The organism is Roseomonas sp. USHLN139 (genome assembly GCF_037145735.1).
Taxonomy (GTDB): domain Bacteria; phylum Pseudomonadota; class Alphaproteobacteria; order Acetobacterales; family Acetobacteraceae; genus Pseudoroseomonas.
In genome coordinates this window covers 437,355-457,371 of the sequence record NZ_JBBCWY010000002.1, presented here as the reverse complement: position 1 = coordinate 457,371, position 20,017 = coordinate 437,355, and the positions used below count along the sequence as shown (strand labels likewise).

16 protein-coding genes are annotated in these 20,017 nt (G+C 69.2%); 9 read left to right on the top strand and 7 right to left on the bottom strand.

Going from position 1 to position 20,017, the window contains the following annotated elements; translation table 11 throughout:
• Positions 1-42 precede the first annotated feature (42 nt).
• Positions 43-1,635, bottom strand: coding sequence for an ABC transporter substrate-binding protein (locus tag WFI16_RS09355; RefSeq protein ID WP_419897555.1), 1,593 nt, complete (start codon positions 1,633-1,635; stop codon positions 43-45).
• Positions 1,636-1,981: 346 nt separating this feature from the next.
• A complete protein-coding gene (locus WFI16_RS09350; RefSeq protein WP_419897554.1) occupies positions 1,982-3,058 on the bottom strand; it encodes an alpha/beta fold hydrolase in 1,077 nt (358 codons plus the stop codon).
• 199 nt (positions 3,059-3,257) lie between these two features.
• Here WFI16_RS09350 and WFI16_RS09345 point away from each other — a divergent pair, with 199 nt between their 5' ends.
• The 6 genes from WFI16_RS09345 (at position 3,258) to WFI16_RS09320 (ending at position 11,091) form a co-directional block, all read left to right on the top strand.
• Positions 3,258-4,244: a Bug family tripartite tricarboxylate transporter substrate binding protein gene (locus WFI16_RS09345; RefSeq protein WP_419897553.1), complete on the top strand. Its 987-nt coding sequence runs from the start codon at positions 3,258-3,260 to the stop codon at positions 4,242-4,244.
• A gap of 127 nt (positions 4,245-4,371) precedes the next feature.
• A complete protein-coding gene (locus WFI16_RS09340; RefSeq protein ID WP_419897552.1) occupies positions 4,372-6,012 on the top strand; it encodes a hydantoinase B/oxoprolinase family protein in 1,641 nt (546 codons plus the stop codon).
• Complete coding sequence (locus WFI16_RS09335; protein ID WP_419897551.1) at positions 6,009-8,057, top strand: hydantoinase/oxoprolinase family protein; 2,049 nt, start codon at positions 6,009-6,011, stop codon at positions 8,055-8,057. Before WFI16_RS09340 ends, WFI16_RS09335 begins: the two co-directional genes overlap by 4 nt.
• Positions 8,058-8,146: 89 nt before the next feature.
• Entirely contained in the window at positions 8,147-8,596 is a 450-nt protein-coding gene (locus WFI16_RS09330) for a MerR family transcriptional regulator (protein ID WP_419897550.1), read from the top strand.
• Between the two features lie 176 nt (positions 8,597-8,772).
• Positions 8,773-9,906, top strand: a complete 1,134-nt coding sequence (locus tag WFI16_RS09325; RefSeq protein ID WP_419897549.1) for a DUF4268 domain-containing protein — start codon at positions 8,773-8,775, stop codon at positions 9,904-9,906.
• Between the two features lie 639 nt (positions 9,907-10,545).
• Complete coding sequence (locus tag WFI16_RS09320) at positions 10,546-11,091, top strand: SDR family oxidoreductase (RefSeq protein ID WP_419897548.1); 546 nt, start codon at positions 10,546-10,548, stop codon at positions 11,089-11,091.
• Positions 11,092-11,099: 8 nt separating this feature from the next.
• Here WFI16_RS09320 and WFI16_RS09315 read toward each other — a convergent pair whose 3' ends face one another.
• The 3 genes from WFI16_RS09315 to WFI16_RS09305 all read right to left on the bottom strand — a co-directional run bounded on the left by WFI16_RS09315 (position 11,100) and on the right by WFI16_RS09305 (position 14,623).
• Positions 11,100-11,657 (bottom strand): chlorite dismutase family protein, encoded by a 558-nt coding sequence (locus WFI16_RS09315; RefSeq protein ID WP_199259175.1) that lies wholly within the window; start codon positions 11,655-11,657, stop codon positions 11,100-11,102.
• Between the two features lie 245 nt (positions 11,658-11,902).
• Positions 11,903-13,258: an IS1380-like element ISPme1 family transposase gene (locus tag WFI16_RS09310; protein ID WP_011997539.1), complete on the bottom strand. Its 1,356-nt coding sequence runs from the start codon at positions 13,256-13,258 to the stop codon at positions 11,903-11,905.
• 114 nt (positions 13,259-13,372) lie between these two features.
• Entirely contained in the window at positions 13,373-14,623 is a 1,251-nt protein-coding gene (locus WFI16_RS09305; RefSeq protein WP_419897547.1) for an ABC transporter substrate-binding protein, read from the bottom strand.
• A gap of 216 nt (positions 14,624-14,839) precedes the next feature.
• Between WFI16_RS09305 and WFI16_RS09300 the strand changes: the two genes are divergently transcribed.
• Together WFI16_RS09300 and WFI16_RS09295 are read left to right on the top strand one after the other, a co-directional pair.
• Entirely contained in the window at positions 14,840-15,016 is a 177-nt protein-coding gene (locus tag WFI16_RS09300) for a hypothetical protein (protein ID WP_419897546.1), read from the top strand.
• A complete protein-coding gene (locus WFI16_RS09295) occupies positions 15,013-16,410 on the top strand; it encodes an amidase (RefSeq protein WP_419897545.1) in 1,398 nt (465 codons plus the stop codon). The genes WFI16_RS09300 and WFI16_RS09295 overlap by 4 nt, the downstream gene beginning before the upstream one ends.
• Positions 16,411-16,465: 55 nt before the next feature.
• Here WFI16_RS09295 and WFI16_RS09290 read toward each other — a convergent pair whose 3' ends face one another.
• Together WFI16_RS09290 and WFI16_RS09285 are read right to left on the bottom strand one after the other, a co-directional pair.
• On the bottom strand, positions 16,466-16,846 hold the full coding sequence (locus WFI16_RS09290; protein ID WP_419897544.1) for a VOC family protein: 381 nt from the start codon (positions 16,844-16,846) through the stop codon (positions 16,466-16,468).
• A 46-nt stretch (positions 16,847-16,892) separates the two neighbouring features.
• The gene (locus WFI16_RS09285) at positions 16,893-17,132 is read right to left on the bottom strand and encodes a hypothetical protein (protein ID WP_419897543.1); all 240 of its coding nucleotides are present in this window, start codon (positions 17,130-17,132) and stop codon (positions 16,893-16,895) included.
• Positions 17,133-17,294: 162 nt separating this feature from the next.
• Between WFI16_RS09285 and WFI16_RS09280 the strand changes: the two genes are divergently transcribed.
• A complete protein-coding gene (locus tag WFI16_RS09280) occupies positions 17,295-19,604 on the top strand; it encodes a heavy metal translocating P-type ATPase (RefSeq protein WP_419897542.1) in 2,310 nt (769 codons plus the stop codon).
• Positions 19,605-20,017 lie beyond the last annotated feature (413 nt).

Genomic DNA, 20,017 nt, shown 5'->3' with positions numbered 1-20,017 from the left:
GCCGGTGCCCGGCGGGTTTCCCGCCGGGCACCGACCGCGTGATTAGACCCGGTTGACGTTCCAGAACATCGGCATGCCCTGGATCACCCCGGTCAGCGACTTCCGGTAGGCCCAGTTCTGGAAATACTGGCCGAGCGGCAGGTAGGGGACGTCCTGCAGCGCCTGCTCCTGGATCTGCGCCGCCAGCTTCTGCTGGGTCGCCAGGTCAGGCGCGTCGAACCACTGGTTCCGCAGCGCCTCGACCTGCGGCATGGTCGGCCAGCCGAACCAGGCATTGGCGCCATTGCCGCGCAGCGCGACATGGGTGCCGGGGTTGAAGAAGTCGAGCCCGGTGAAGTTGGTGAAGAACATGTTCCAGCCGCCCTTCTCGGGGACCTCGCGGCTGGCGCGGCGCTGCACCACCACGCCCCAGTCGGTGGTGATGAACTCGATGTTCATCCCCGCCTTGGTCAGGTAGTCGGCGGCGACCTGGGCCAGCTGGAACAGCGCCGGCTGGTCGGTCGAGCCCAGCAGCGTCACCTTCTCGCCCTTGTAGCCGGCGGCGGCCAGGTCGCGCTTGACCTTGGCGAGATCGCGCGGCCCGGTGATGGCGGTCATGCCGGCGCTGCTGGCCATCGGCGTGCCGGCGGGGAAGAAGCCGATGCCGTCGCGCCACTGGCTGCGGTCGGCGCCGATCACCGCCGTCATGAAATCCTCCTGCGCCAGCGCGCCGAGCAGGGCACGGCGGATCGCCGGATTGTCGAAGGGCGGGTGCAGGTGGTTGAAGCGCGCCAGCGACATGAAGCCGGTCGGGTCGGAGACCTCGACCTGGATGTTGCGGTTGCGCTTGAGCTGGGTGGCGATATCGGCGATCGGCTGCTCCAGCCAGTCGACCTCGCCATTCTGCAGCGCCGCCGCCGCCGTCGCCTGGTCGGGCAGCACATGCCATTCCACGCGGTCGAAATTGACCTTCTTCGGCCCGCTGGTCCAGGCGACCGGCCCGTCGGCGCGCGGGACGTAGTCGCGGTTGCGCTCGTAGACCAGGCGGGAGCCGGGCACCCGCTCGCCGGCCACGAAGCGGAACGGGCCGGAGCCCATGAACTCGGTGATCGGCACGGCAGCGTCGCCCTTGGCGAGGCGCTCGGGCATGACGACCAGGATCGGCGTGCCGGGCTTGGCCAGCGCGTCGATCAGCAGGGGGAAGGGCTTCTTCAGGCGGAACTGGATGGTGCGGTCGTCGGGCGCCGAGAGCTCGTCGGTGGCCGCCATCATCGCCTGGCCCATGGCGTCGCGCACCGCCCAGCGACGGATCGAGGCGACGGCGTCGCGCGCCAGCACCGGCGCGCCGTCATGGAATTTCAGCCCCTCGCGCAGGCGGATGCGCACCGACAGCCCGTCGCTGGCGACCTCGTGTCCCTCGGCCATCTGCGGCTGCGGCCGGAAGTCCTTGTCGATGCCATAGAGCTGGTCGAAGATCATCAGCGCGTGGTGGCGCGTGACATAGGCGGTGGTGACCACCGGATCGATCACCGTCAGATCCGACTGGGGCACGAACTTGATCACCTTGGGCGCCTGCGCGATGGCCGGCGCCGCGAGCGGCAGGGCAGAGGTGGCGCCGAGCGCGAGGCTGGCGCGAATCAGGTTACGTCGCTGCATCGTCCATGTCCTTGACGGAAGGGAGAAGAGGGCAGTTCAACCGCGGCGGCCGTCGGCGCGGCACCGCATCGCGGGCGCGCAGACGCCGGGCGCGACGGTCGCGAAGGGCGCAGCCGCGCGGCGGATGGGAAGGGCAGGGCGGCGGGCGAGGGCGCGAACCGCCGCCGGCCGCCCGGGCGGGTTGGCCGGCGGGACGGGAGCGATGCGGCGCGCGGCGACCCGCGCCGGGCTCCCTGCACGGCCGCCGGTGATCAGATGATGCATGTCAGGCTTCCTCCGCGGCGCGGCGTGCCTGGCTGTTGCTCCCAGAATCGCGAGCCTGCCGGCAAAGCGCCGCGCCGTCCAGTCAGGGTTGCCGCTTCGGCAGGCCGGCGAGGAAGTCGGCGAGCGGCGCCGCCCAGAAGCGGGCGATGCCGGTGGTGCCATGGCCGCGCGTCTTGGCGCTGGCGGGGATCATGTAGAGCCGCGCCTGCGGGATGCGGGCCAGCGCCTGCTCCATCAGCCCGGTCTCCGGCGGGTTGCGCTCGTCATCGGCGGCATTGATCGCCAGCACCGGCGCGCTGATCCGCGGCAGGCCGGCGGTCGGGTCGAAGTCGCGCGAGGCGTCCCACTGGTAGAGGAAGTCGTTGGCGTCCTGGTTGAAAGGCTGCGCCAGCCGCGCCTCCAGCAGGCGGTCCGCCGCCGCGCGGTCGGGCGCCAGGCTCTGATAGGCGATGCTGCCGCCGCTGGTGGCGATGCCGAAGAAGGCATTGGCGATGCGCAGCCCCGGCGGCTGGGTGGTGTAGTTGCCGCCCTGCCAGGCCGGGTCGTTGCGCACCGCATCGATCACCATGCGCCGCATCATCCAGTTGCGGCCGGACATCGGGATCGGCTGCGAGGCCATCGGCACCAGCCCGTCCATCATCTCCGGCCAGGCGATGCCCCAGAGCCAGGCATGCATCCCGCCCATCGAATTGCCGATCACCAGCCGCAGGTGGCGCAGGCCCAGCCCCTCCGTCACCAGCCGGTGCTGCGCCCGCACCATGTCGTCGTAATTGTAGGCGGGGAAGCCGGCGCGCATCCCGTCGGACGGCTTGGCCGATTGCCCGGCGCCCAGCGCGTCGGGGATGATGATGAAATACTTCTGCGCATCCAGCGGCTGGCCGGGGCCGAACAGCGCGCCGGCAAAGGCCGGGGTCAGCATCGACTGCGCCGAGCCGGCGGTGCCATGCAGCAGCAGCACCGGCTCGCCGCCGGGCGCGCCCACGGTCAGGTAGGAGAGCTGCAGCGCCGGCAGCGTCTGCCCGTCATGGAAGCGGAAGTCGCGGGCGGTGTAGGCGCCCCGCTGCGGCGCCGGGTAGTCGGCGGCCCGGGCGGCGCCCAGCGTGGCGAGGCCCAGCAGGAGGCCGGCCGCCAGGCGGCGCAGGGTGACGGCAGGACGCATGGCAGGACCTTCCCTGGTGTTCGACCGCGGCTTCTCTGGCCGGCCGCGTGATCGGTCCCGGAACTATCGCGCTGCCGATCTTCGCGCCGCAAGCCTGCGCTTTCGGGCTTTTCAATCCGGTTGCGGCGTCGTCATGTTGCGGCTGTCCAGGAAGGGCGGCACCGGCGGCACAAGCCCGGGCCGCAGGAGAACGAATCGCATGATCGACCGCCGCCGTCTGCTCGGCACCGGCGCAGCCCTGGCTGCCGCGCCGCTTCTCGCCCCACGCCGTGCCTCGGCCCAGGCCGACTATCCGAACCGCAGCGTCACCATGCTGGTGGGCTTCGCCCCCGGCGGCGGCACCGACATCATCGCCCGGCTGCTGGCGCCCACGCTGCAGGCCGAGCTCGGCCAGCCGGTCGCGGTCGAGAATCGCGCCGGTGCCAGCGGCACCGTGGCCTCGGCCGCCGCGGCGCGGGCGAAGCCGGATGGCTACACGCTGGTGATGGGCACCGTCTCCACCCAGTCGGTGGTCGGGCCGCTGATGAAGAACCCGCCCTATGACCAGGCGCGCGACTTCACGCCGCTGATGCTGGCCGGCACCGTGCCGCTGGTGGCGGTGGTCCCCGCCAAGGCGCCCTACAACGACCTGGCCGGGCTGATCGCCTTCGCCAAGGCCAATCCGGGCAAGCTGAACTACGCCTCCTCGGGCATCGCGACGCAGCAGCACCTGGCGGCCGAGATGCTGTGCCAGGCGGCCGGCATCCAGATGACCCATGTGCCCTATCGCGGCACCGGCCCGGTGCTGAACGACCTGATGGCCGGCACGCTGGATTTGGCGATCGACACGCTGCCGACCCACCTGCCGCATCTGCGCGCCGGCACCACCAAGGCGCTGGCGGTGACCATGCCGGCCCGCGTCGCCAGCCTGCCCGAGGTGCCGACCATCGCCGAGCTCGGCTATCCGGGCTTCGAGATCAATGTCTGGTACATGATGCTGGGGCCGGCCGGGCTGCCGGCGCCGGTGGTCGAGCGCTGCGTCCGCGCCGGCAACAAGGCGGTCAGCGATCCGATGATCCGCACTCGGCTGGAGGAGGCGGGCTTCATCCCCGGCGGCGGCTCGGCCGAGGATGCGGCCAATCTGGTCCGGCGCGACGCGGAACGCTACGCCGCGCTGGTGCAGAAGGCGGGGATCCGGATCGACTGAGCCGCGACCACGGGACCGCGCCGCCGGGATCGTTCGGTCCCGGCGGCTGAAAATGCCCTCGGCCGTCTTGCTTAAAAAAACGTAAGGGCTCCTGATGGGATTTCCCAAGGAGGAGCTCCCGCCCGCGATGCCCGATCCGGTAACCCTGGCCGTCCTGCAGGCGCGCTTCACGGCGATCGTCGAGGAAATGGGCGAGGCGCTGCTGCGCACCGCCTATTCGCAGATCCTCAATGCCTCGCGCGATTTCTCCATCGCCCTCTGCGATGCCGAGGCGCGGCTGGTCGCCCAGGCCGACCACCTGCCGGTGCATGTCGGCGCCATGCCCTATGCCGTGAAGGCGGTGGCCGAGGCCTTCGCCGGCGACGCGCATCCCGGCGACATCTTCCTGGTCAACGACCCGCAGCATGGCGGCAGCCACCTGCCCGACCTGACCATCATCATGCCGGTCTTCGACGAGGGCGGGACGCTCCGCTTCTGGAGCGTGGTGCGGGCGCATCAGAGCGACATCGGCGGCGCGACGCATGGCGCCTACAACCCCTCGGCCACCGAGATCTGGCAGGAGGGCATCCGCATCCCGCCGATCCGCCTGGGCCAGGGCGGCGTGGTGCGGCCCGACCTGCTGACCATGCTGGCGGCCAATACCCGCCTGCCGCGCGACTTCCGCGGCGACATGCTGGCCTCCGTCGGCGCCGCCCGCCTGGGCGAGAAGCGGCTGCTCGAAGCCTTCGCCCGGCATGGCGCGGCCGAGGTCTCGGAAGCCGCCACCGCCATCCTCGACCTCGCCGAGGCCGAGGCGCGCCGCATCGTCGAGAGCTGGGCGGACGGGACTTGGTCGTCGGAAGTTCTGCTCGACGATGACGGCCGCGGCAACCAGGACATCGCCATCCGCGCGACCGTGACCAAGCGGGGCTCGGCGATCACGGTGGACCTGACGAAGAGTGACCCGCAGGTCGCCAGCTTCGTCAATTCCTCCTATGCTAACATGCGCTCGGCGGTGGCCATCGGCTTCGCCTATCTGCTCGATCCCGACACGCCGAAGAATGACGGCGTCTTCCGCCTGCTGGAGGTGATCGCCAAGGAAGGCACCATCGTCTGGGCCGCCGAGGGCGCGCCGGTGACGCTGTCGACCAACCACTGCGCCCAGGAAATCCTGGAGGCCGTGGTGCGCGCCCTGGGGCAGAGCTGCCCAGACCGCGCCATGGCCGCCTGGGGCAAGCGCTTCCGCATCGCCATCACCGGCCGCGACCCGCGCCGCGACCGCCCCTTCGTCTGGCATCTGTTCCATGCCCGGCCTGGCGGCGGCGCCTCGCCGGCCGGCGATGGCTGGGCCTGCGCCGGCGAATGGCAGGCCGCCGGCGGCATCAAGTTCGGCAGCGTCGAGATGGCCGAAGCGCGCTTTCCGCTCTTCTTCGAGAAGCATGAGATCCGCCCGGGCTCCGGCGGCGCCGGCCGGTACCGCGGCGGCGATGGCGGCGAGCTGCGCCTGCATGTCGAGACCACCACGCCGACCCGCGGCAACACCGCCGGCGAAGGCGCGCGCTACGGCGCCACCGGCCTGGCCGGCGGCGCCGACGGCCTGCCGCACCACTATGTGCTGCGGCGCGCCGATGGCAGCGAGCGGGTGCTGCTGACCAAGGAGACCGGCATCGTCATCGGCCCGGGCGAAGTGCTGGAGGTGAAGTCCGGCGGCGGCGGCGGCTGGGGCCCGCCCGAGCAACGCGACCCCGAGGCGACAGCGCGCGACCGCCGCGCGGGAGTGGTGGCATGAGCGGCTATGTGATCGGCGTCGATGTCGGCGGCACTTTCACGGACGTTGTCGGCATCGCTCCTGGCGGGGCGACCACCCTGGCCAAGGCTGCCAGCACGCCCGGCGACCAGAGCGAGGGCGTCCTTGCCGGCATCTCCTGTCTGGCGGAGACGCTGGGCCTCGCCACCGCCGACCTGCTGCGCCAGACCGACCGCATCGTCCACGGCACCACGGTGGCCACCAACGCGCTGCTGGAGAAGAAGGGCGCGCGCGTCGCCATGCTGACGACCGAGGGCCATCGCGACGTGCTGGAAATGCGCGAGGGGCTGAAGCCCGAGCGCTACAACCTGCGCATGCCGCCACCCGAGCCGCTGATCCCGCGCGAGCGTCGCCTGCCCGTGCGCGAGCGCCTGCGCGACGACGGCCGGGTGCAGACCGCGCTCGACCCAGCCTCGCTCGCCGCCGCCGTCGAGGCCGCCAAGGCGGCCGGCGCCGAGGCCGTTGCCATCTGCTTCCTGCACGCCTGGCGCGACCCGGCGCATGAGGACGCCGCCGCGGAAGCCGTGCGCCAGGCCATCGCCGGCATCTTCGTCACCACCTCCGCCGAGGTGCTGCCGCAGATCAAGGAATTCGAGCGCTTCAGCACCACCGCGGTGAACGCCTATGTTGGCCCGCTGGTCAGCCGCTATCTCGGCAGGCTCGGCGGCCGCCTGGCCGAGGCCGGCTTCACCGGGCCGCTCTTCGTCATCCTCAGCCATGGCGGCGTGGCGCCGGTGGAGGAAGCCTCGCGCCTGGCGGTCGGCACCGCGCTCTCCGGCCCGGCCGGCGGCGTCGCGGCGGCGGTGGCCCTGGCGCGGGCCGGCGTGGCGCAGGACCTGGTCACCTTCGACATGGGCGGCACCTCCACCGACATCGCGCTGGTCGAGGGCGGCGCCGCGGCGCTGGGCCGCGGCCGCAGCGTCGGCGGCGAGCGCATCGCCCTCGAAAGCCTCGACATCGTCACGCTCGGCGCTGGCGGCGGCTCGATCGGCCATCTCGGCGCCAGCGGCACCCTGCAGGTCGGCCCGCGCAGCGCCGGCGCCGTGCCCGGCCCTGCCGCCTATGGCACCGGTGGTACCGAGCCCACGGTGACCGACGCCAACCTGGCGCTGGGCTATCTCGATCCGGCCCGCTTCCTCGGCGGCCGCCGGAGCCTGGACCTCGGCGCCGCCCACACGGCGCTGGCCGGACTGGGCAACAAGCTGGGCCTGACGCCGGAGGCCACCGCCGCCGGCATGCTGCGCATCGCCAATGCCCGCATGGCCGATGGCATCCGCGTCGCCACCGTCCGCCGCGGCGTCGACCCGCGCGGCTTCGCGCTGCTCTCCTTCGGCGGCGCCGCCGGGCTGCACGCCACCGGCGTGGCGCGCGAGATCGGCATCAGCCGCGTGCTGGTACCCTTCTTCGCCGCCGGCCTCTCCGCCTGGGGCATGCTGCACACCGACCTGCGCTACGAGGTCAGCCGCTCCGTCCTCGACGCCGGCGCCATGAAGACGGAGGCGGCGCTGCGCGCCCCCTTCGACGCGCTGGAAGCCGCCGCCCGCGCCCGCATGGCCCATTGGTGGGAGGGCGAGGTCGTCATCCAGCGCCGCGCCGACATGCGCTATGGCGAGCAGGTCTTCGAGATCGACGTGCCGCTGGACGAGGTCGGCTGGGACCAGCCCGGCCTGGCCACCCGTGTCACCGAGGCCTTCGAGGCCCGCCACCGCGCCCTCTTCACCTACGACCTGCCGGGGGAGGAGGCGGTGCTGGTCAATGCCCGCCTCGCCGCCATCGGCCGCCTGCCGGAGCTTTCTTCCGGCAGCCGTCGGGAAGCGGGCTCCCCCGAACCCGGTACCACGCGCAGCATCATCCTGGACGGCGCGACGCGAAGCGTGCCGCTGCACGACTTCGCCACGCTCCCGGCGGGGCAGGTCATCCAGGGGCCGGCTATCGTCGAAAGCGACACGACGACCGTCCTGCTGCTCGAAGGGGACACCGCGACGATGCGGAACGACGGCATCCTGGATATTGAAATTAAAGAATAAGCACGGGGGGAAGTATCCCCCCGTACCCCCTTCTATTTTGTCAGAAAGCAAGCTGGCAAGAACGATGCCCGACCGCCATATGACCACCCATGCAGCTCAGCATCGGCGAACTGGCCCGGCGGACGGGCGTCAAACCCACCACCATCCGCTGGTACGAACAGGAAAAGCTGCTGCCCGCGCCGCTGCGCACGGAAGGCGGCCACCGGGTCTATGCCCAGGACCACCTGCGCCGCCTGGGCTTCATCCGCCACGCGCGCGAGCTCGGCTTCGCCATGCCGGCGATCCGCGCGCTGCTCGGCCTGGTCGAGCACCCGGCCGATGACTGCGCCACCGCCCACGCCATCGCCACCGCCCAGATCGCCGAGGTCGATTCACGCCTGCGCCGCCTGACCGCGCTGCGCGCCGAGTTGACCGAAATGGCCGAGACCTGCCAGGGCGGCACCGCCCGCGACTGCCGCATCCTGGAGACCCTGGCCGATTTCGACCACGGCCATTGCCTGGACCACAGCCACGCCGCGGCGCCGCACGGACTCGATTAGTGCCTGTTAAAGCTTTATCTTCCCCATCGCCTAGACCAACGCCGTCAAAATGTGACGCTGCCGGCGCTTCATCATGTCTGGAAGATGGTTGAAAGACTGAAGCTCTGTTAGAGCTAGGCACATCCGCCGCCACGCGCCAAGATACATTACCGCGCTGCAGGCAAGGCAATCTAGCGATGTATAAGATAAACCGACAAGGAAACTCAATTACGGCTCTCAAAGCGTGCTCCTTTAGCGAATTAGAATTCCGCGAGCGGGCGCATTTGCAGGAATGGATTGCTAAGGAGCCGAAGGTACTTGGTGAAGAGCTTCTGATCATTCAGAAGGAATTTTCTGGGTTCTCTGATACCAATGAACGACTCGACCTTCTAGCAATCGATAAGCAGGGCTCTCTTGTAATTATCGAGAATAAACTGGACGATGCAGGACGCGATGTCACATGGCAGGCACTGAAATATGCCTCTTACTGCGCCAGCTTATCTAGTGAGAATATCCGGCGTATCTACCAGCAATTCTTATCTCGTTCGGCGCCAGATTGTTCACCCAATCTGGCAGAAGAAAACCTTTGCGAATTTTTAGGCGTTGAAGATTTCCAGGATCTCTCGCTGAACAAAGGTGTGACTCAACGAATCATCCTGGTGGCTGCTCGTTTCCGTAAGGAAGTGACGTCGACAGTCTTGTGGCTTATGAATTTTAAGGTTCGTCTACAGTGCTTCCGCGCCACACCATACGCACAGGGGGATGATCTATTCCTCAGCATTGAACAGATTATTCCCACGCGCGACGCTGAAGAATTCATGATTAGCTTGGCATCAAAGGCACAGGACGAGGTCGCTGGCATCGAGGTACAAAGCGCCCGACAAGCGGATCGTCGAAGATTTTGGAACCAACTGCTCGCCAGCATGAACGCACGGTCAGATCTCTTCCGGAGCATCTCCCCACAGACGCAAAGCTGGCTGTCGGCAGGTTCCGGGATCCGTGGTGTGGGCTTCAATTTTGGAGCGACGGCAAGTTATGCTCGCGTAGAACTTTACATTGACAGAGGCGACAAGACTGAGAACGAACTGATCTTCCAGCGGTTACAAGATCAGCGAGATAGCATCGAGGCAGATTTCGGAAATTCTATGGTATGGGAGCGCCTCGACACAAAACGTGCATGTCGGATCAAGGTCGAGAGAAATGACAATGTGTTCAATCAAGACCAGTGGCCCAGCACTATTGAATATCTCGTTGAAACGATGGTGAGCTTCGAAGCTGCCCTGCGAGGTCCACTCGGCAAGATCCGCGAAACAATTAGATCAACATCATGATTTTAAATAATTTTATTAATATTCTTTCGTAATAACGTATTCATAAATATTCTTAAATAGAAATATCGGGTTGGACTGAATTGGCGTGCCTCTTCCAGCTTTTGGATAAGGCATGCCTCGCTATGCTACCGCACCGTACAGGTGGCGGGCAGGGCGAACCTTAAGCTCACCAAGGAGCAGTTGGCTAGCGGCGACTTAGCGGGCTCAAGGCGGCACTGTCGCTGGCTGGATGTGCCGCCCGAATGCAGTAGACTGAGGACGGTCGACAGTTGCTTCAGCTCTGCCGCTGCTCCCAGCATTGGATCGCACCAGCCGTTCGAGCGTAGACAGAGCCTGTAGAGCGGACAGCCTTCAACGCTGGCTGCAGGACAGGCACATCAAGGCTATCACCTCGTCAGTCACCACCCGCACCATGTCCTTCGAACTCGCTACCAATCCCATTAGCGCAGCCACGCTCTTGAGGCATCATTTCTGCTGCCTCAAGAGCTCGGAAAGGTTGGCAACACCACATGAGCTTGTCGCCCGACACTACAGCGCCAACCTTGCCCTCATCGCCGCCGTCAACGACTGGGACTGACCCCCAAACCCCCCGAGGATACAGGGCACAAAATAGATGATTATTTTAGGGGGTTTGCTATAATGCTTGCGCGGACCCCGGGGACGGATAGGCCGCGCACGAAATGGGGCGGCCAGTCCTTCGCGGGGCTGGTCGCTTCTTCGTTAAACGGCATCGCCCATACCGTGGGCGGCTTCGCCTCGGCCGCCGCCGCCGAGGGAGGCCCCGATCTCTGGGAGCAGATGTACCGGTTGAACGTCCTGACCACGCTCAACATCTTCCGGGCCGCGCTGCCGCCCATGTGCGCAGCCGGTCGCGGCAGCCTGCTGGCCATCGGCGCCGGTGCGGCCGTGAAGGCGCCGTCGGGGCTTGGCGCCTATGCCGGTGCCAAGAGCGCCGTCCATCGGCTTGTCGAGAGCTTCGCCGACGAGCTCAAGGCCGACCGCATACGCGTCAACGCGATCCTGCCCAGCATCATCGACACCCCGCAGAACCGGGCGGCCATGCCCGACGCCGACCACACCGCCTGGGTGCGGCCGCGTGAGATCGCCGACGCCATCGCCTTCCTGCTCGCCGAGGATGCCAGCGGCGTCACCGGTGCGTTCATTCCGGTGTCGGGGCGGGTCTGAGGCTTCGCTTAGACAGGCTCGGTCCGGACAAGCCGGACATCGACCTCGCGCTCAACGAAATCCCATTCCCGCGTCGCTCGCAGCCGCGCCAAAAGCCTGTCGAACGCCGGCTCATCGGCCGGTGCGAACTCGAACCAGGTCAGGAAATCGAACGGCTCGCCGAGGTCGCGGCTGTGGTGCAGCCGGCGCGCGATCGCCGGAAGGTACTCCATGCCGATCGCCGTGTGCTGCGAGGTCTCTTCGAAGATCGCGCGTCTGTCATCCTGCGCGAGGTCCCACCAGGCCGCCGACTTTTTGATTGGGATCAGGGCTGCATGGGTCGCCTGTCGGCGGTCGAGGCCCTCCTGGCGCGCCCTCAGGCCGGCCACCTCGTCTCGCGTCGCATAGCGGAGGTTGCTGACCGTGCCGAGCAGGCGCCAACTTGTAGGGTCATCGATCGGGCCGGGCTCCCAGGGGTGGATGGTCAGGGCCTCGGCCGGTGCGAGGCCGGCGCCGCGATAGGCCGCGATCGAGGAGATACGCCAGTCTCCGTGCGCTCCGGCGCTGAAGGCATAGGTCGACGCCATGGCGGTCCCGATCTTGCTAATCACCCGACATTCCCCAAGTGGCCCGCCGCTTGACTTCAAGATCGCCTGATTTTGCTCGCTGGGCAAGCGTTTTTCGCCCCGAGCGGTGTCTGTCGTCGCGCAAACGGCCGAAGTCGGGTGGATCAAGCCTCGAACCCGCAGCATTCTGGCCCGGCAGAGCCGCTTTTCCGCGCGGCAGACGGACCTGTCCTGCCGCTTTCGTTCAGCTTGGGCATGGATCGTGGTCATGCGCATGACGGAGGCGTTCGAAGACGGCGGATGGCGGCAAGGACGGCCCGCACCATCGGGCCGGTGACGGCGACCTCGGCCAACTGGAAGGTAATGGCGCGGGCGTGGCGGACGACGCGGGCGCCGATCTTGATCAGCTTGAGTTGCAGGCTGGTCAACGACCAGTCCGCCATGGCCTCGGGCAGTTCGATGCAGCGCAGGAAGGTTGCCAGGTTGTAGGCCAGCGCGTGCAGTTGCAGCCGCACCTCGTTGTGCCGGAACTTCCGGCATGACAGCCGCGTCCAGCGAAAGGCATATTTGCCTTCCTTGATGTGCTGCTCTGCGGTGCCGCGCTGGTTGTAGAACCTCACCACCCAGTCTGGCTCCATCGGCAGGTTGGTGACGATGAAGCCGACTTTGGGGAACAGCTCGCCCGGATGCCATTCGATCTTGGCGATGACGCGGCGCGGCTTGTCCCAGGACGCCGCCTGATACTCGAAGTCCTCGAAGAACCGTTTGACCTTGGTCAGCGAAGGCCGTCCCACGGGCCGTGTCAGCCGATGCGCGATCTTCTCGCGCAAGACGGCGTTGGCGGGCAGACGGATGGCGTAGAAGAACCTGGCTTCTTCCAGCCGCATATAGATCGCGGGGATCGCGTAGGCAGCGTCGGCCCGGAAGAAGCGTCCACCAAGGTCGCGGCCAGCATATCGGGCAATGACGGGATCAAGGACATCCCGCCAGCCATCGGCGCTGTGGACATTGCCGTTACGCAGGGCGCAGCGCTCCAGCATGCCAAACTGGTTGAACAAGAAGATGGGGTGATAGCAGGTGCAGTCGAAATGCCCGTTCCAGGCAGTACCTTCCTGATCGCCGTGGGTGGGGCTGACCGAGCTGTCCATGTCCAGCACGATGTATTTCAACCCGTTGCGGTCATGAAACCGGTCGATCCATTGGCCGTTCAGATCGGCCAGCGCCGCCCGGTTCGCGGCCAGAGCCAGCGTCTCGGTCTCGAACCGTCCCATCTGCGATGCCGAAGCAGCTTGCGCCTCGACGGCCCTGCCGCCAACGACCTGACGCATCACGGGATCGAGGGCCAAGCGGTCGGCATCGTTCACATCCTCGTATCCGGCCAGTCGTCCGAACACCGATTGCCGGAACAATCCGTCAAGCCGATGGAGCGTGTTCTTCCCGGTGCGGCTGTCTCGCAGCGCCTCCGACGCCAGATTGGACAGGCCGAGCACGTCATCAAGCTCGCGCATCACCAGCAGGCCACCGTCTGAACTGATCTGCGCACCACGGAACTCCAGACGCACACGGCGGTCGAAATCAACCCGATCTCCCCGCGCCAAGCCCGCACCCTCCAGGTGATCCATGAAACGCGCCCCTCGCAGCCGTCAACGCCATGATTTATATGCGAAATATCACGATTACGACAGCGAAATCAGCGACTTACTTGGAGAATGTGGGACTGAATGCCCCCTCCTTAACTAACGCGCCATCAGCGGGCAGCCGCCCTCGCTGATCGGCCGGAACGCCTGTTCGGCGGCGATGCTGCCGACCGGGGTGTAGTAGTCCCAGGCCCCCTTGCTCTCGCCCGGCTTCTTCACCGTGAACAGATGCGTCGGATGGATCTTCCGCCCGTCCTCGCGCAGCAGCCCGGACCCGAAGCAGTCGTCATCGGTCGGCAGCCGCCGCATCGCCGCGATGGTGTCCCGCCCCGAGGCCTTGGCCGCCGGCGCGCCGATCTCCGCCACCGCCTTCAGATAGTGCAGCACGCCGGAATAGGTCGCGGCATGTTCCTGGTTCGGGTAGTTGCGCGGCGTCTTCGGCAGCAGGCGCTTGGTGAAGGCGCGGGTGCGGTCGTTCAGATCCCAGTAGAAGCTCTCGGTGAGAAGCAGATCCTGGGTGATCTCCAGCCCCACCGAATGGATGTCGGTGATGAAGGTGACCAGGCTGGTCAGCCGCAGCCCGCGTTGGCGGATGCCGAACTCATGCGCCTGCTTCAGCGAGTTCTGCAGGTCACCGGCGCCATTGGCGAAGCCCACCACCTTGGCGCCGCTGCGCACCGCCTGCAGCAGGTAGGAGGAGAAATCGGTGGTGGAGGGGAAGGGGTAGAAGGTCCGCCCCAGCACCTGGCCGCCGGCCTGCTCGACCATCTTCGCCGTGTCGCGCTGAAGCGAATGGCCGAAGGCATAGTCGGGGGCGATGAAGTACCAGTCCTTGCCACCGGTCTTGACCACATGCGGCGCCACCGCATTGGCGCACATCCAGCTGTCGCTGGTCCAGTGCAGCAGGTTCGGATTGCAGCCCCGCCCGGTCAGGTCGGAGGAGACCGCGCCGGTGTTCAGATGAATGCGGTTCTTCTCCTGCGCCACGCTGGCGACGGCGAGCGCCACGGCGCTGTTGTTCACCTCGACGATGACGTCCACCTGGTCCAGGTCGAACCAGCGGCGCGCGATGGCCGCGCCCACATCGGCCTTCTGCTGGTGGTCGGCGGCGACGATCTCGACATTGAGGCCCCGCTCGGCGGGCCGGAAATCCTCCAGCGCCTGCTGCGCGCAGGCCAGCGAGGTCGGACCGCCGGTGTCGCGATAGGCGCCCGACATGTCGGTCAGCACGCCGATGCGGATGGCCGGCGCGCCCTGCGCCTGACCATGCCGCGCGAAGACCGCGCCGGCGGAAAGACCCGCCCCGGCCGCGAGAAGCCGCCGGCGCCCAAGCCCGTTGCCCTGGTTCATTGAACCCTCCCTGGATTTTTATGGGCCGAGCCTAGAGATTCAGAATACAGAATGACAAACGATATTGCGAATGAACCGGTCACAATTTTGCCCTAAGGCCGGCCAGGCCTCGCGCCATGGCATTCCCTCCGCTGAAACAGATTTCCGTCGGCGCGATCGGCTGATGACAGCCAGCCAGCTTGCCGCATGATGGCGGCGGAGCAGGAGGGTGATCCGATGAGCGACGAGTCCGGCGTCAGGGCCATGGCGGAGGCGGCAGGCCTGGCCCGGCTGTGGGAGGAGCAGCCCGAGCTGCTGCGCCAGGCGGCGCGCAAGGCGGCCGAGCTGCGCGCCAGCCTGGCCCGCCCGCTGCCGCCGGCGCTCGAGCCGGAGCCGTCGCGAGGCCCGCGGTGAGCGGCCTGTACCGGCTCTCGGCCCAGCAGCTGCAGTCCGGCTATGCGCATGGCCGCTTCACCCCGGTCGAGGTGGTGGAGGCGCTGCTGGGGCGGATCGCCGCGCTGGACCCGAAGCTGCATGCCTTCATCCGGCTGGACGCCGCCGGTGCCCGCGCCGCGGCCGGGCTGGCGGCGCGGGAGATCGCCGCCGGTGGGCTGCGCGGCCCGCTGCATGGCGTGCCGGTCGGGCTGAAGGACATCATCGACGTCGCCGGCCAGCCCACCACCTGTCATTCGCGGCTCCGCCTCGACCATCGCGCCCAGCGTGACGCGACGGTGGTGGCGCGGCTGCGCGGGGCCGGGGCGATCCTGATGGGGAAGGTGGCGACGCATGAATTCGCCCTCGGCGGCCCGTGCTTCGACCTGCCCTTCCCGCCGGCGCGCAATCCCTGGAATCCCGACCACCACCCGGGCGGCTCCTCCTCCGGCTCCGGCGCCGGGCTGGCGGCCGGCTTCTTCCCGCTGGCGCTGGGCAGCGACACCGGCGGCTCGACGCGCAACCCGGCCAGCGCCTGCGGCGTGGTCGGGCTGAAGCCGAGCTACGGGCTGCTGCCGCGCACCGGCGTCTTCCCGCTGTCCTGGACGCTGGACCATGTCGGGCCGATGGCGCGGACGGTGGCCGATGTCGCGGCGCTGACCGCGGCGCTGGCCGGCCATGATGGCGAGGATCCCGGCAGCGCGCGGCCGGCGGCCTGGGCCGATCCGGTGGCCGGGCTGGAGGGCGGCGTCAGCGGCCTGCGCATCGGCTATGTCCGGCATTTCCACGAGCGCGACATGGCCGGCACCGATCCCGAGGTGGCGGCGGCGCTGGAGGCGGCGGCGGCCGGCTTCTCCGCCATGGGCGCGGTGGTGCGCGACGTGGCGCTGCCCTCGCTGGCCGATTTCGCCGCGGTGAACCGCACCATCCTGACCGCCGAGGCCTTCGCCATCCACCAGGGCTGGCTGGCCGAGCGGCCGGGCGACTATGCCGGGCTGACGCGCAGCGCCCTGCTGGTCGGCGGCTTCATCACCGCCGCCGACCTGCTGCAGGCGATGCGGCTGCGGCGGCAGATGATGGCGGCGGTCGAGGCCGCGCTGTCGCGCTTCGACCTGCTGCTCTGCGCCAGCTCGCTGACCCTGCCGGCGCGGATCGAGGATGCGGCGGAGGTGGCGCGCACCTATCCGCTGCATGCGCGCGCACCCTTCAACGTCACCGGCCACCCGGCCCTGGCGATGATGTCCGGCCTCTCGGCCAGCGGCCTGCCGATGTCGCTGCAGCTGGTCGGGCGGATGTTCGACGAGCGCACGCTGCTGCGCGCCGCCCGGGCCTGGGAGCGCTCGCTGCCCGCCTTCGACGGCCCGCTGCTGCGCTGAGCGGGGGGCGGGGCCAGGTCCAGGGCAGCGCCCCGGACAAGGCCCCGCGCGCCGCCTACTTGCGCTCGAGCAACTCGATGCGCACGCCGTCCGGGCCGCCGATGAAGGCGATGCTCAGCCCCGGCTTGATCTGCTTCGGCTCGGCCAGGATGGCGACGCCCTGGCCGCGCAGCTCCTCGATCGCGGCGGCAATGTCGTCGACCACCAGGCCGATATGCTCGATGCCGACAAAGGGCGCCGGCGGCGGCACCGGCGTCGCGGCCGGCACCTGCTCGACGAAGACGGTGACGCCGCCGAGGTCGAGCACGATGCGCAGCGCGCCATTGTTGTCGAGCCGCGTCTTCTCGGTCGCGCCCAGCAGGCCGGTGTAGAAGGCGGCCGCCTTCTCGGGGTCGGGGCTGCGCAGATGCAGATGGTCATAGCGATAGGCGCGCATGCTCTGTTCCTTTCCTGGAGCGGCGGCGACAGAAGCAGAGGCGCGGTCAGGGCGCAATCGGGGGGCCGGCCGGGGCGCCGCGCCGCGCCGCGCGCAGCCACGGCATCTGGCGTGCCGCGCGGACCAGGCGGCGGCGCGGGCTGGGCGGCAGGTGGGCAATGGTCCGGCGCAGCAGGCCAGGGGCCAGCGGCGCGGCCATGTCGCCCCGCGCGACCAGGTCGTCGATGGCCTGGATCAGGGCGGCCAGGGCATCACGGGCGATGCGGTCCTCGGCGACGGCAGGCATGAAGGATTTTCCTCCGATGCAAACGGGTACTGGGAAGCAAACCTGACGGCGGAGCAACAGTTGCGGCCGCGGCCGATTTTCCGCCCTGGCGCATTTCCGCCCTTGAACCTCTAGTCGCTAGAGGATGCATATGCCCCACCGCACAGCAGGTGGAGCGGCAGGATGGCGAGCGAGGGCAGGACGGCCTGGCGGGTGGCGGGGATGGATTGCGCCGCCTGCGTGGCCAAGGTGACGCGCGCGGTGGAACGCCTCCCCGGCGTTTCCGAGGTCGAGGTCAACCTGATGGCCGAGCGGCTGACCGCCCGCCTCGCCGAGCCCGCCGCCGCCGGGGCGGTGCAGCGCCAGGTGGCGGCGCTGGGCTATGGCGTGACCCCGCTCGAGGGCGGCGCGCCGCCGGCGCCACGGCCCGCCCCGGATCACGGCCACGACCACGATCACGCGGCCTGCGGCGGCCACGCCCATCATCATCATGGCCAAGACCACGACCATGACCATGCGGCCGGCGGCGGCGGGCATGGCCGGGACGTGCAGGGGGCGGCGGCCCCTGCCGGCGAAGGGCATGGCCATGCGCATGACCATGGCGCGCCGGCCGATGCGGACCGGTCCTGGTATGCGACGGCCCGCGCCCGGCTGGTCTTCCTGCTCGGCGCGCTGGTGGCGCTGGCCTGGACGGCGGCGCAGCTCTGGCCCTCGGCCGGCCATGCGCTCTACCTCGCGGCGACGCTGGTGGCGCTGCTGCCCTTCGGCCGACGTGCCCTGGCGCTCGCCCGCGCCGGCAGCCCCTTCAGCATCGAGACGCTGATGGTGGTGGCCGCCCTCGGCGCGGCGGTGATCGGCGCGGCCCAGGAGGCGGCGCTGGTGGTCTTCCTCTTTGCCCTGGGCGAGCTGCTGGAAGGTGTCGCGGCCGGGCGGGCGCGGGCGGGCATCCGCTCCCTGGTGGCGCTGATGCCGCGCACCGCGCAGCGGCTCGGCGCGGCGGGCCTCGCCGAGACCGTGCCGGCCGAGGCGCTGCGGGTCGGCGATCGCGTGCTGGTCCGCCCGGGCGAGCGCGTGCCCTGCGACGGCGAGATCCTCGAGGGCCATTCCGCGCTCGACGAAAGCCCGGTGACCGGCGAGTCCATGCCGGTGCCGCGCGGCCCCGGCGCGCCGGTGGTGGCCGGCAGCATCAATGCCGAGGCGGTGCTGACGGTCGCCGTCACCCGGGCCGGCGAGGACAGCACGCTGGCGCGCATCGCCCGGCTGGTGGCCGAGGCCACCGCCTCGCGCGGCCGCTCGCAGCGCTTCATCGAGCGCTTCTCGGAGATCTGGACGCCAGCCGCCATGGGCGCGGCGGCCCTGGTCATCCTGGTGCCGCCGCTGCTGGCGGGCGGCGACTGGGGCACCTGGCTGTATCGCGGCCTGGCGCTGCTGCTGGTGGCCTGTCCCTGCGCGCTGGTGATCTCGGTGCCGGCGGCGATGGCCTCGGGGCTCTCGGCCGGCGCCCGGCGCGGGCTGCTGGTCAAGGGCGGCGCGGCGCTGGAGGCGCTGGGCGCGGCGAAGACCATCGCCTTCGACAAGACCGGCACGCTGACCGCCGGCCAGCCGCGGGTGACCGATGTCCGCGCCGTCGAGGGCGGGACGGAGGCGGAGGTGCTGCGCCTGGCGGCCGGCGTCGAGGCGGGGTCGAGCCATCCGCTGGCCCGCGCCGTGCTGGCCGAGGCCGCGGCGCGCGGCCTGGTGGTGCCCGCCGCCCGCGCCGGCGCCGCCATCCCCGGCAAGGCGGTGGCCGCCAATGTCGAGGGCCGCCGCCTCGGGCTCGGCAGCCCCGCCTGGGCCGCCGAGAGCGGCGCTGGCCTGCCGCCCGCCCTGGCCGCCGAGGTCGAGGCGCTGGAGGCGGCGGGCAAGACGGTGGTGGTGCTGACCGCCGACCGCGCTGCCCTGGGCATCCTGGCGATCCGCGACGAGCCGCGCGCCGATGCCGCGGCGGGGATCGCGGCGCTGGTCCGGCAGGGAATCGGCGCGGTGATGCTGACCGGCGACAATCCGCGCACCGCCGGCGCCATCGCCGCGGGCCTCGGGCTGGAGGCCCGGGCCGGGCTGCTGCCGGCCGACAAGCTGCGCGAGATCGAGGCGCTGAAGGCGCGCGGCCCGGTGGTGATGGTGGGCGACGGCATCAATGACGCCCCGGCCCTAGCCGCCGCCAGCGTCGGCGTCGCCATGGGCGGCGGCACCGATGTGGCGCTGGAGGCCGCCGATGCCGCGCTGCTGCAGCAGCGGGTGACCGGGGTGGCCGAGCTGGTCGCCCTGTCGCGTGCGACCCTGACCAATGTGAAGCAGAATGTGGCGGTCGCCGTGGGGCTGAAGCTGCTCTTCGTCGTCACGACGCTGACCGGCACGACGGGGCTCTGGCTGGCGATCCTGGCCGACACCGGCGCCACCGTGCTGGTGACGCTGAACGCCTTGAGACTGCTGGGCTGGAAGCCCCGGCCCTGATTTCGCCGGGAGCAGCCGGACAGCTTCACCATCACCGCATAAGAAGTTGTTTTTAAAATTCTTTATCAACGAAGGATGCTTGGCTTCCGCATGGGCGGGCAGTGCTGCCGGCCATCCGTCGGTCCGGGCCATCGCGGCGACACAGCTCCTGCCAGGAGCGCCGGGAAAAGCCGGCCAGCGGCGACGTCAGGATAACCATCCCTTCCTGAAGAAGCTTTAAAAGCAATTATTTAAAAGAAAAATCGACCACAACGTCGGAGCGGCATGGCCGCCCGCCAGGACGACTTTGCCGCTCGGAGAGGGGGTCGTCGCCTTGTCTCGCTTGTCCTGATCAGGATGCCGATCCGGCACAGGCCGCGCCCGCGCTTGTGAAGGCCAAGCCGGTGGGCGGCGTTTCTCGCCTGGATTATCCT

Excerpts from the sequence above, each read along its gene's own strand:
- WFI16_RS09355 (WP_419897555.1), bottom strand. The coding sequence starts at position 1,635 with ATGCAGCGACGTAACCTGATTCGCGCCAGCCTCGCGCTCGGCGCCACC.
- WFI16_RS09350 (WP_419897554.1), bottom strand. The coding sequence starts at position 3,058 with ATGCGTCCTGCCGTCACCCTGCGCCGCCTGGCGGCCGGCCTCCTGCTG.
- WFI16_RS09345 (WP_419897553.1), top strand. The coding sequence starts at position 3,258 with ATGATCGACCGCCGCCGTCTGCTCGGCACCGGCGCAGCCCTGGCTGCC.
- WFI16_RS09340 (WP_419897552.1), top strand. The coding sequence starts at position 4,372 with ATGCCCGATCCGGTAACCCTGGCCGTCCTGCAGGCGCGCTTCACGGCG.
- WFI16_RS09335 (WP_419897551.1), top strand. The coding sequence starts at position 6,009 with ATGAGCGGCTATGTGATCGGCGTCGATGTCGGCGGCACTTTCACGGAC.
- WFI16_RS09330 (WP_419897550.1), top strand. The coding sequence starts at position 8,147 with ATGCAGCTCAGCATCGGCGAACTGGCCCGGCGGACGGGCGTCAAACCC.
- WFI16_RS09325 (WP_419897549.1), top strand. The coding sequence starts at position 8,773 with ATGTATAAGATAAACCGACAAGGAAACTCAATTACGGCTCTCAAAGCG.
- WFI16_RS09320 (WP_419897548.1), top strand. The coding sequence starts at position 10,546 with ATGCTTGCGCGGACCCCGGGGACGGATAGGCCGCGCACGAAATGGGGC.
- WFI16_RS09315 (WP_199259175.1), bottom strand. The coding sequence starts at position 11,657 with ATGGCGTCGACCTATGCCTTCAGCGCCGGAGCGCACGGAGACTGGCGT.
- WFI16_RS09310 (WP_011997539.1), bottom strand. The coding sequence starts at position 13,258 with ATGGATCACCTGGAGGGTGCGGGCTTGGCGCGGGGAGATCGGGTTGAT.
- WFI16_RS09305 (WP_419897547.1), bottom strand. The coding sequence starts at position 14,623 with ATGAACCAGGGCAACGGGCTTGGGCGCCGGCGGCTTCTCGCGGCCGGG.
- WFI16_RS09300 (WP_419897546.1), top strand. The coding sequence starts at position 14,840 with ATGAGCGACGAGTCCGGCGTCAGGGCCATGGCGGAGGCGGCAGGCCTG.
- WFI16_RS09290 (WP_419897544.1), bottom strand. The coding sequence starts at position 16,846 with ATGCGCGCCTATCGCTATGACCATCTGCATCTGCGCAGCCCCGACCCC.
- WFI16_RS09285 (WP_419897543.1), bottom strand. The coding sequence starts at position 17,132 with ATGCCTGCCGTCGCCGAGGACCGCATCGCCCGTGATGCCCTGGCCGCC.
- WFI16_RS09280 (WP_419897542.1), top strand. The coding sequence starts at position 17,295 with ATGGCGAGCGAGGGCAGGACGGCCTGGCGGGTGGCGGGGATGGATTGC.